Raw genomic sequence first — 10233 nt, 5'->3', positions numbered from 1 at the left:
GGTGGTGTCTGCCCGCAGTGGCTGGTGCGTCCGCGCCGACCCGCTTTCTGTGTCGACCTATTTCGCGCCAGACCGAGGACGGACACCACCGACCCGGCCCCGACTCACCCACCACCCGTAGGCGCTACGCCCGCCCCCACCGAAGCCGCAGCGGCGCCGCAGGCATGGCCACGCGCACCCCCACACAACCCGCACGCACCCTTGACAGTGCCTGGTGCCGCGTCAACTCTGAACCGCAGGGTCGTGAGCTCGCCCCGAGGGAGGCGATGATGCCTGCAGCGCGGGAATCTCTGCTGGACGCCGCTTACACCGCCCTGGCCCGTCGCCCGTGGTCCGCCGTGCGCATGGTGGACGTGGCCGCCGCGGCCGGAGTCTCACGGCAGACCCTCTACAACGAGTTCGGAAGCAAGGACGGCCTCGCCCGCGCCCTCGTCCGCAGGGAGGCCGATGCCTACCTCGCGGGCGTCGACCGCGCCCTCACCAGTCGCACCGATCCGCGCGACCGCCTCACCGCCACCGCCGAGTGGACCACCGACACCGCCCGCGACAACGCCCTGGTCCGCGCCATGCTCACCGGCTGCTGGAGCGAACGTCTGCCCTCCCCGACCCTCGCCCGCGTCCCGTCCAGCTCCGCCGTCCCCGCCCAGCGCCGCGCCGACGGCCCCCTGCCGTCCCCCACCGACTTCGTCACCCTCGTCCGCGACCGCGCGGTCATCGCCCTGACCGGCCACGGCACCCCCGGCACCCCCGGCACTCCCGCCGCTACCGCCGACCTCGCCCGCGCCTGCGAGCTCGCCATCCGGCTCGCGCTCTCCTGCATCGCCGCCCCGCCCGCCGACGGCACCGTCACCGACCTGGTGCGAGACGCCCTGCACGCACACCTCAGTGCGCCGACCCCGACAGCTGCAGCCCGATCACCCCGATGATCACCAACGAGATCGACACGATCTTCAGCGTCGACACCAGATCCCCGAGGAACACCATCCCGTAGATCGCCGTCCCCGCCGCGCCGATCCCCGTCCACACCGCGTACGCCGGCCCCACGTCCAGCTTCTTCAGCGCGAGCGTCAGCAGCCCGAAGCTCCCCAGCGCGAACACGCAGAACGCGATCGTCGGCCAGAGCCGTGTGAAACCGTGGGACAGCTTCAGACACACGGCGAAGCCGGTCTCGAGCAACCCGGCCACGATGACCAGCAGCCACGCCATGTGTCGTCCTCCCGTACGCCCGCGAAGGGCTCCGCCCACCTCAGGCACGAACTCCGGCTCGGTGCGATTATGCACTTACCAGGCGCACGTCAGGACAAACAACGCGAAGCTCAGAGCGAAGCTCAGTCGCCTTCCGTCGGCTCCCGCGTCGACAGCAGCCGCCGCAGCGAGTACAGCCGTGCCGGATCGGCGTGCCCCTCCTCCACCCAGGCGTCCAGCGCACAGTCCGGCTCGTCGTGACTGCACGCCCGCGGACACCCCTCGGTCCCCGGCTCCAGATCCGGGAACGCGTGGATGACCCGCGACGGGTCGACATGCGCAAGGCCGAACGACCGCACGCCCGGGGTGTCGATCACCCACCCGTCCGCCGCGGCCAGCGGCAGCGCCAGCGCGGACGTCGTCGTGTGCCGCCCCCGCCCGGTCACCGCGTTCACATGCCCGGTCGTACGCCGCCGTTCCTCCGGCACCAGCGCGTTCACCAGCGTCGTCTTGCCGACCCCCGAGTGCCCCACGAACGCGGTGATCCGCCCGTCGAGCTGCTCCCGCACCCGGTCGGCGGCCTCCCCGCTCTCCAGCTCCTCGCGGCTGGTGACCACGTACGGAATGTCGAGATCGCCGTACAGCTCCAGCAGCTTGTCCGCGGGCGCCAGGTCCGACTTCGTCAGCACCAGCAGCGGATCGAGACCGCCGTCGAACGCCGCGACGAGGCACCGGTCGATCAGCCGCGGCCGGGGCTCCGGATCGGCGAGCGCGGTGACGATGGCGAGCTGATCGGCGTTGGCGACGACGACCCGCTCGTAGGGATCGTCGTCGTCCGCGGTACGCCGCAGCACGGACGTACGCTCCTCGATGCGCACGATCCGCGCGAGGGTGTCCTTCTTCCCCGACAGATCACCCACGATCGCCACCCGGTCACCGACCACGGCCGCCTTGCGCCCCAGCTCACGCGCCTTCATCGCCATCACGACGCGATCGCCGACCAGACAGGTCAGCCGGCCCCGGTCGACGGTGAGGACCATGCCCTCGGCGGCGTCCTCGTGCTTGGGACGGATGTGGGTGCGCGGCCGGTTGCCCTTGCGGTTGGGGCGCGAGCGGATGTCGTCCTCGTCGGTGTGCTTGCCGTAGCGGCGCATGGTGAACCCCTACGCCCCGAGCATCCCGGTCCACAGCTCGGGGAAGTCCGGCAGGGTCTTCGCCGTGGTGGCCACGTTCTCGATCTGCACGCCCTCGACCGCGAGGCCGATGATCGCACCGGCGGTGGCCATGCGGTGGTCCTCGTAGGTGTGGAAGACACCGCCGTGCAGGCGGCGCGGGCGGATGTGGAGACCGTCGGCGGTCTCGGTGACATCGCCGCCGAGCTCGTTGATCTCCTTGGTGAGCGCGGCCAGCCGGTCCGTCTCGTGCAGCCGCAGATGGGCCACGCCCCGCAGGGTCGACGGCGAGTCCGCGAGCGCGGCCACCGCCGCGATGCCGGGCGTCAGCTCGCCGACCTCACCGAGGTCGACGTCGATGCCCCGGACGGAGCCCGACCCCGTGAACACGAGCCCCGACTCGGTCAGTTCGCAGGAACCGCCCATCTCGGTGAAGATCTCCCGCAGCCGGTCACCCGGCTGGGTGGTGTGGGCCGGCCAGTCCGGGATGACGACCCGGCCACCGGTCACCAGCGCCGCCGCGAGGAACGGCTGGGCGTTGGACAGGTCCGGCTCGACCGTGAGGTCCCGGCCGAGCAGGGCGCCCGGGGTGACCCGCCAGACGTTGGGCTCGCCGCCCGACTCGGGGGTGTCCACCTGGGCGCCGACCGCGCGCAGCATGTCGACGGTCATCCGGATGTGCGGCATCGACGGGAGGGTCGCGCCGGTGTGCCGGACCTCGACGCCCTGGTTGAAGCGCGGCGCGGACAGCAGCAGGGCGCTGACGAACTGGGAGGACGAGGACGCGTCGACCTCGACGGTGCCGCCGTCCAGGGCGCCGCCGCCGTGCACGGTCATCGGCAGCGCGCCGCGCCCGTCGTCGTCGATCCGGGCACCGAGCTGCCGCAGCGCGTCGATGACGCCGTTCAGGGGACGCTCGTACGAACGGGGGTCGCCGTCGAAGCGGACGGGACCGTCGGCGAGCGTGGCGACGGGCGGCAGGAAGCGCATCACCGTGCCGGCGTTGCCGACGTCGACGGTGGCCGGGCCGCGCAGCCCCGTGGGGAGCACCCGCCAGGCCTCACCGGTGCCGTCGGGGCCCACGCCCTCCTCGATCTCGATGCCCATGGCGCGCAGCGCCCCGGCCATGAGCAGGGTGTCGCGGGAGCGCAGGGGGCGGCGCAGCCAGCCCGGCTCGGAGGCGAGGGCGGCGAGGACCAGGGCACGGTTGGTGACCGACTTGGACCCGGGCACGTGGACCGTCGCGTCGACGGCTCCGCTCGCGTGCGGGGCGGGCCAGAGGGCGGTGTGTGCGGGGTTCGGGGCCATGGGGCCACTTTATAAGGAGGCCGACGTTCGGGTGCGGCGCCGTTGTGGCTGGGCGCGCAGTTCCCCGCGCCCCTGAGGTTGGCTGCTCAGACCCCCAGTAGCCACCTGCCCCCACCTATCAGCGAACACAAAGACACCGCGTGGAACAGGAAGAACCACAGCGCCGCCGGCACATGCGTCAACCGCGACAGCTGATCCGCGTCCGAGTCCCCCGCCCCTCCCCGCGCCCGCTTCGCCTGCAGCTCGAACGCCGGGCGCACGCCGCCCAGCAGCAGGAACCACACCACCGCGTACGCGAAAGCCGCCTGCACCTGGGGACCGGTCAGCCAGGACACCGCCACGAACGTCGCGCCGGTCACCAGCACCGTCAGCGCCCCGTACGCGTTGCGGATCATCACCAGCATCGCCACCAGCAGGCCGGTCGCCACCCACAACAACAGGGTGATGCGTCCCGCCCCCAGCAGCGCCGCCCCGCCGAGGCCGAGCAGCGGTGGCGCGGTGTAGCCCGCCGCCGCGGTGAGGATCATGCCGATGCCGTGCGGCTTGCCGCGGCTGACGGTCAGGCCGCTGGTGTCCGAGTGGAGGCGTATCCCCGTGAGCGTGCGGCCGGTGAGCAGCGCCACCAGTCCGTGGCCGCCCTCGTGGGCGATGGTGATGGCGTTGCGGGAGAGCCGCCACAGCGGATGCGGGACGACGACGGCGAGGGCGGCGACCAGCGTGGCGATCACCACCCACAGATCGGGGTCCGGCTGGGTGCCGGAGACCTCGTCCCACAAGGACGCGAGTGAGACGGACGCGGTGGTGACCATGCCGGCTGTGCCTTCCATGTGTGCGCGTGGGCTCCCTCTACGCGGGCGGGGTCTGGCAGTGTTGCACGCCTGTGCGGACGGTAGGGGAGACGTCGGGGCGTCAGCGATCGTTCCTGACGAGGAACGTGCGGATCACGAAATCCGGCCTTATGTAGGTCATTTCCTGGCCGCATTGGCCGATAGCGTGCGCGCATGCGGCAGCAGGCTATTCAGGTCGTCGGTGCTCGTGAGAACAACCTCAAGGACATCTCCGTCGAGGTGCCGAAGCACAAAGTCACCGTTGTCACGGGCGTATCCGGGTCGGGGAAGTCGTCCTTGGTGTTCGACACGATCGCGGCGGAATCGCAGCGGCAGCTCAACGAGACGTTCACCGCGTTCGTGCGCAATCGGCTCCCCAGGTACGGGCAGCCCGACGCCGATGCCATCAGGAATCTCTCGACGGCGGTGATCATCGATCAGAAGCGGATCGGAGGGAACGCGCGGTCGACGGTCGGGACGATCACCGACATCCACGCGCTGCTGCGTCTGCTCTACTCCCGCGTGGGCAAGCCCTGGATCGGCTACTCCAACGCCTTCTCCTTCAACGACCCCGCCGGGATGTGCCCCGACTGCGAGGGGCTCGGGCACCGGGTGCGGGTCGACCTCGACAAACTGCTCGACAGGTCCAAGTCCCTCAATGAGGGCGCCATCCGGCATCCCGCGTTCACTGTCGGCGGCTGGTTCTGGAAGCTGTACGCGCATTCCGGGCTCTTCGACAACGACAAGAAGCTCCGTGATTACAGCGACAGCGAGTGGCAGGCTTTCCTGTACGGGGCTCAGGGGGCGATCGCCCTGGAGTGGCAGGGCGGCAAGGTCAACTCCAAGTACGAAGGACTTCTGGAGAAATTCGACCGGCTGTACCTCCGTAAGGAGCCGGACGAGATGAGCGCCAAGAACCGTGAAGCGCTCGAGCGGGTCGTCACCCGGGGACCCTGCGAGACCTGCAAGGGGCAGCGGCTCAATCAGCGGGCGCTCGACTGCCGCGTCAACGGCCGTAACATCGCCGAACTCGCCTCCCTCGAGGTCGCCGACCTCATGGAGGCGGTCCAGGAGGTCGACTCACCGTCCGTCTCCACCCTGACCGCGAGTCTGATCGAGCGGCTGCGGCACCTCGTCGAACTGGGGCTCGGCTACCTCAGCCTCAGCCGTGAGACCTCCACGCTCTCGGGTGGCGAGTCGCAGCGCATCAAGATGGTCCGTCATCTGAACAGTTCGCTCGTCGACATGGTGTACATCTTCGACGAGCCCACCATCGGCCTGCACCCCAGCGACGTACGACGGCTCAGCCGGCTGCTGAGGGAGCTGGCCGAGAAGGGCAACACCGTGCTCGTGGTCGAGCACGACCGCGACATCATCGAGATGGCCGAGCACGTCATCGACCTCGGTCCCGGCGCGGGGCGGCACGGAGGCGAGATCGTGTACCAGGGCGACGTCCGGGGCCTCGCCGGGGCCGACACCCCGACCGGGCGGTTCCTGCGGGGAGTCGTTCCCCTCAAGAAGCGGTGCCGTGAGCCGAAGGGGCACCTGGAGGTGACAGGGGCCCGGATCCACAACCTCAAGGACATCAGCGTGCGGTTCCCGCTCGGTGTGCTGACCGCTGTCACCGGGCCCGCCGGCTCCGGCAAGAGCACCCTGATCCACGAGGTGCTCCTGCGGCAGCACCCCTCCGCCGTCGTCATCGACCAGTCGGCGGTCACCACGAACCGGCGCTCCAACCCGGCGACGTACACCGGCATCATGGACGAGATCCGCCGGCTGTTCGCCCGCGAGAACCAGGTCAGCCCCTCCCTGTTCAGCTTCAACTCCGAGGGCGCCTGCCCCCGTTGCCAGGGGCACGGCATCATCTACACCGACCTCGCCTTCATGGACCCGATGATCACGACCTGCGAGGTCTGCGCCGGCATGCGGTTCGTCGACGGCGTCCTGCGCCTGACGCTGCGCGGGCGGAACATCCATGACGTGCTGTCGATGAGCGCCGCCGAGGCGGCCGGGTTCTTCACCGAGCCCAAGATCGCACAGACGCTCCGCGCCCTCGACCAGGTCGGTCTCGGCTATCTCCAGCTCGGGCAGCCGCTCAACACACTCTCGGGCGGCGAGTGCCAGCGCATCAAACTCGCCACCGAGCTGGGCAAGAAGGGCAGCGTCTATGTGATGGACGAGCCCACCACCGGACTGCACATGTCCGACGTCGACAGCCTCGTGCGCCTGATCGACGGCCTGGTGGACCAGGGCGGCTCCGTCATCGTCATCGAGCACAACCTCGACGTCGTCAAGCAGGCGGACTGGGTCGTCGACCTGGGTCCCGGAGGCGGCGGCGAGGGAGGCCGGGTGATCTTCGAGGGGACCCCGGCCGCACTGGCGCAGGCAGAGCACTCCGTCACGGGCCGGTTCCTCGTTGCGTCGCTGCCGGGCTGACGGCGGCGGGAAGCGGTCAGCGACCGTCTGCCACCCTTGGACGGGTCCGGGAGCTGACGGACGCGGCACGCCGGTGCCGGCTGAGGTGACGTGATCTGTGACGTGCGCAGGTCGGAGGGGACGGTTTTCCATGTGCGGTCGGTATGCGGCGAGTCGGGGGCCCGAGGATCTCGCGGGCATCTTCGAGATCGAGAAGTGGGAGCCCGAGGAGTCCCTGGAGCCCGACTACAACGTGGCCCCCACCAAGGAGGTCTACGCCGTCCTGGACCGCCCCGTGAAGGATGCCCCCGACCCGCGGCCGGTCCGGCAGCTGCGCAAGCTGAAGTGGGGGCTCGTCCCCTCCTGGGCGAAGACGCCCGAGGGCGGCGCGCGGATGATCAACGCCCGCGCCGAGACGGTCCACGAGAAGCCGTCGTTCCGCCGCGCCTTCACCACCCGCCGCTGCATCCTGCCCGCCGACGGCTACTACGAGTGGGTCACCGGCACCCAGGAGCGGGAGCTCGAGGTCGAGGGCAAGCGGAAGCGGCCCCGCAAGCAGCCGTACTTCGTGACGCCCGCGGACGGCTCGGTGTTCGCGATGGCCGGGCTGTACGAGTTCTGGCGCGACCGCACGCTGCCGGACGACCACCCGCTGGCCTGGTGGGCGACCTGCTCGATCATCACCACGGAGGCGGAGCGGACCCCGCTCGCCGTGGCCCCCGAGGAGGGGCCGCGGGCGCTCGCCGACATCCACCCGCGGATGCCGCTGATGCTCACCCCGGACCGCTGGGACGCCTGGCTCGACCCGGCCCGCACGGACCCCGACGACCTGCGCGAGCTGCTCGCCCCGCCGCCCGCCGGACTGATGCGCGCCTACCCGGTCGGCACGGCGGTCAGCAACGTCCGCAACAACGGACCGGAGCTGCTGAAGGAGCTGGCGGCCCCCGAGGAGGGCACACTCTTCTGATGTGACCACCGCTTCTGATGTGACGACCGAGATCATCGAGACCGACGCCGGCCCCGCCCGCATCACGTGGCATCCGACCACCACGAAGCCCCGCCTCGTCCTCGCCGCGAGCCACGGCGCCGGCGGCGGCATCGAGGCCCGGGACCTCAGGGCCCTCGCCGCCGCACTGCCCGGCCACGGCGTCACCGTGGCCCTCGTGGAGCAGCCCTGGCGGGTGGCCGGCAAGAAGGTCGCCCCCGCGCCGAAGACCCTGGACGCCGGCTGGCGCGGCATCTGGCCCGCGCTGGCCGCTCCCGGCCTGCCGGTGATCTCCGGCGGGCGCAGCGCAGGCGCCCGCGTCGCCTGCCGCACCGCCCGCGAACTGGGCGCCCACGCCGTGCTCGCGCTGAGCTTCCCCCTGCATCCGCCGGGCAGGCCGGAGAAGTCCCGCGCCGAGGAACTGCTCGGCGCCGGGGTGCCCACCCTCGTCGTGCAGGGCGGCAACGACCCCTTCGGCCGCCCCGGGGAGTTCCCCGACGGGTCGTACGCCCTGGTGGAGGTGCCGTACGGGGATCACGGCTTCGCGGTGCCGAAACGGGCGGAGATCACGCAGGAGGAGGCCGTGGCGGTGGTCACGGACGCGGTGGTGGAGTGGACCGGCTCACTCGGGTGACGCCCGGGAATGCCAGGGCGGCGCCCGCTGTTGGAGCGGACGTATGTGCCGGCCGCAGGCACAGCCGTCGTAGGAGAGGGAGTCCGCCGCATGGGTTCGATCCAATGCCCGAGCCGCAACAGCCGCGCCGACCTGGACTGGACGGTGCTGCACGCGGCCAGGACCGCCCCTATTCGGGCGGCGGGCGGACCGGATCGTCGTCTATCCTCCGATTCGGGTGGGACCGGTCTCGGTCTCACGACAACTCTGGAGGAGGTGGGTCCGGTTCCCGGTACCGACGCAGGGACCGATCACGGCCAGGCGGAGCAGCCCGAGGGCCAGGGCGGCACGGGTGCGGAGTCGACCGCGGAGCGCAGCGCGCGCTTCGAGCGTGACGCGCTCGAGTTCCTCGACCAGATGTACTCGGCCGCGCTGCGCATGACGCGCAACCCTGCCGACGCGGAGGACCTGGTGCAGGAGACCTACGCCAAGGCGTACGCGTCCTTCCACCAGTTCCGCGAGGGCACCAACCTCAAGGCGTGGCTGTACCGGATCCTCACCAACACCTTCATCAACTCCTACCGCAAGAAGCAGCGCGAGCCGCAGCGCAGCGCCGCGGAGGACATCGAGGACTGGCAGCTCGCCCGCGCCGAGTCGCACATGTCGACCGGGCTGCGCTCCGCGGAGTCGCAGGCGCTGGACCACCTGCCCGACTCGGACGTGAAGGAAGCGCTCCAGGCCATCCCCGAGGAGTTCCGCATCGCGGTGTACCTCGCCGATGTCGAGGGCTTTGCCTACAAGGAGATCGCGGACATCATGGGGACACCCATCGGTACGGTGATGTCCCGGCTGCACCGTGGCCGCCGTCAGCTGCGCGGCATGCTGGAGGACTACGCCCGCGATCGCGGACTGGTCCCGGCCGGCGCCGGAGAGTCGAACGAAGCGAAAGGCTCGGGGTCATGAGCTGCGGAGAGCCGCACGAGACGGATTGCAGCGAAATCCTCGATCATCTCTACGAGTTCCTCGACCGTGAGATGCCCGACGACGACTGCGTGAAGTTCGAGCACCATTTCGAGGAATGCTCGCCGTGCCTGGAGAAGTACGGCCTCGAGCAGGCCGTGAAGAAGCTGGTCAAGCGGTGTTGCGGGCATGACGACGTGCCGGGCGACCTGCGCTCCAAGGTCATGGGCCGGATCGAGCTGATCCGCTCCGGCGAGACGGTGCCCGACCACGACGTCACGGCCTCACCGGCCACACCCCAGGAGTCCTGAACGGAGTCCTGAACCTCGAGGGTCCAGGAGTTCTGCCCACCCCTCGCGTCACTCGTACGTGCTAATCCGCGGGTTATCGGCCCGCGGAGGCACCCCCCGCCGTCCTAGGCTCCTGAACCTGACAGTGCGGCGGGCCGAGCACCGGCCCGCACGGTCGGGGAGGGGCTGATGGAGGCGTTACCGGCACGGGCCCGCGTCTGCGTGGCGGGTGTCGCCCTCGTGGCGCTGCTGTGCCTCCTGCCGCTTCCGATACCGGCCGAGCCCGGCCGCTGGTGGCCGGCCGCCGCCCTGCTCGCCGCGCTCTACGCCGGCTGCGAGCGGCTCGCCCGCTCGCGCCACTTCGGCACGGCGTATCCCGGTGGCACCTTCTATCCCGTCCTGCTCGCCGGGGCCTTTCTGCTGCCGCCGCACGCCGCCGCGCTGGTCGCACTGCCCGGGGCGCTGCTCGCGCCCGTCG

10 protein-coding genes and 1 pseudogene are annotated in these 10233 nt (G+C 70.8%); 7 read left to right on the top strand and 4 right to left on the bottom strand.

Going from position 1 to position 10233, the window contains the following annotated elements:
* Nucleotides 1-266: 266 nt before the first annotated feature.
* A complete protein-coding gene (locus N4P33_RS27460) occupies nt 267-926 on the top strand; it encodes a TetR/AcrR family transcriptional regulator (RefSeq protein WP_260829483.1) in 660 nt (219 codons plus the stop codon).
* Here N4P33_RS27460 and N4P33_RS27455 read toward each other — a convergent pair.
* From N4P33_RS27455 to N4P33_RS27440, 4 genes are all read right to left on the bottom strand, one after another.
* Nucleotides 883-1206 carry a multidrug efflux SMR transporter gene (locus N4P33_RS27455; RefSeq protein WP_086600180.1) on the bottom strand — a complete coding sequence of 108 codons (324 nt, stop codon included), beginning with the start codon at nt 1204-1206 and terminating at the stop codon, nt 883-885. The genes N4P33_RS27460 and N4P33_RS27455 overlap by 44 nt on opposite strands.
* Nucleotides 1207-1328: 122 nt before the next feature.
* Entirely contained in the window at nt 1329-2339 is a 1011-nt protein-coding gene (gene rsgA / locus N4P33_RS27450; RefSeq protein ID WP_260829481.1) for a ribosome small subunit-dependent GTPase A, read from the bottom strand.
* Nucleotides 2340-2348: 9 nt separating this feature from the next.
* Nucleotides 2349-3665 carry a 3-phosphoshikimate 1-carboxyvinyltransferase gene (gene aroA, locus N4P33_RS27445; protein WP_260829480.1) on the bottom strand — a complete coding sequence of 439 codons (1317 nt, stop codon included), beginning with the start codon at nt 3663-3665 and terminating at the stop codon, nt 2349-2351.
* A gap of 86 nt (nt 3666-3751) precedes the next feature.
* The gene (locus tag N4P33_RS27440) at nt 3752-4474 is read right to left on the bottom strand and encodes a M50 family metallopeptidase (protein ID WP_260829488.1); all 723 of its coding nucleotides are present in this window, start codon (nt 4472-4474) and stop codon (nt 3752-3754) included.
* Between the two features lie 192 nt (nt 4475-4666).
* Here N4P33_RS27440 and N4P33_RS27435 point away from each other — a divergent pair, with 192 nt between their 5' ends.
* From N4P33_RS27435 to N4P33_RS27410, 6 genes and pseudogenes are all read left to right on the top strand, one after another.
* Complete coding sequence (locus N4P33_RS27435; protein ID WP_260829479.1) at nt 4667-6928, top strand: excinuclease ABC subunit UvrA; 2262 nt, start codon at nt 4667-4669, stop codon at nt 6926-6928.
* A gap of 130 nt (nt 6929-7058) precedes the next feature.
* Entirely contained in the window at nt 7059-7874 is an 816-nt protein-coding gene (locus N4P33_RS27430) for an SOS response-associated peptidase (protein WP_260829478.1), read from the top strand.
* 19 nt (nt 7875-7893) lie between these two features.
* Complete coding sequence (locus N4P33_RS27425) at nt 7894-8526, top strand: alpha/beta family hydrolase (RefSeq protein ID WP_260829486.1); 633 nt, start codon at nt 7894-7896, stop codon at nt 8524-8526.
* Nucleotides 8527-8781: 255 nt separating this feature from the next.
* Nucleotides 8782-9468 (top strand): RNA polymerase sigma factor SigR, encoded by a 687-nt coding sequence (gene sigR / locus N4P33_RS27420; protein ID WP_260829484.1) that lies wholly within the window; start codon nt 8782-8784, stop codon nt 9466-9468.
* Nucleotides 9465-9776, top strand: a complete 312-nt coding sequence (rsrA, locus tag N4P33_RS27415) for a mycothiol system anti-sigma-R factor (protein WP_260829477.1) — start codon at nt 9465-9467, stop codon at nt 9774-9776. Before sigR ends, rsrA begins: the two co-directional genes overlap by 4 nt.
* 168 nt (nt 9777-9944) lie before the next feature.
* Nucleotides 9945-10233 (top strand): annotated as a pseudogene (locus N4P33_RS27410) (metal-dependent phosphohydrolase); the annotation flags it as partial.

The organism is Streptomyces sp. 15-116A (assembly GCF_025290915.1).
Taxonomy (GTDB): domain Bacteria; phylum Actinomycetota; class Actinomycetes; order Streptomycetales; family Streptomycetaceae; genus Streptomyces.
Note: the sequence above shows the minus strand (reverse complement) of the source record. Positions and strands in the feature narration are given on the sequence as shown.

Excerpts from the sequence above, each read along its gene's own strand:
- rsgA (WP_260829481.1), bottom strand. The coding sequence starts at position 2,339 with ATGCGCCGCTACGGCAAGCACACCGACGAGGACGACATCCGCTCGCGC.
- N4P33_RS27435 (WP_260829479.1), top strand. The coding sequence starts at position 4,667 with ATGCGGCAGCAGGCTATTCAGGTCGTCGGTGCTCGTGAGAACAACCTC.
- N4P33_RS27440 (WP_260829488.1), bottom strand. The coding sequence starts at position 4,474 with ATGGTCACCACCGCGTCCGTCTCACTCGCGTCCTTGTGGGACGAGGTC.
- aroA (WP_260829480.1), bottom strand. The coding sequence starts at position 3,665 with ATGGCCCCGAACCCCGCACACACCGCCCTCTGGCCCGCCCCGCACGCG.
- N4P33_RS27460 (WP_260829483.1), top strand. The coding sequence starts at position 267 with ATGATGCCTGCAGCGCGGGAATCTCTGCTGGACGCCGCTTACACCGCC.
- rsrA (WP_260829477.1), top strand. The coding sequence starts at position 9,465 with ATGAGCTGCGGAGAGCCGCACGAGACGGATTGCAGCGAAATCCTCGAT.
- N4P33_RS27455 (WP_086600180.1), bottom strand. The coding sequence starts at position 1,206 with ATGGCGTGGCTGCTGGTCATCGTGGCCGGGTTGCTCGAGACCGGCTTC.
- N4P33_RS27430 (WP_260829478.1), top strand. The coding sequence starts at position 7,059 with ATGTGCGGTCGGTATGCGGCGAGTCGGGGGCCCGAGGATCTCGCGGGC.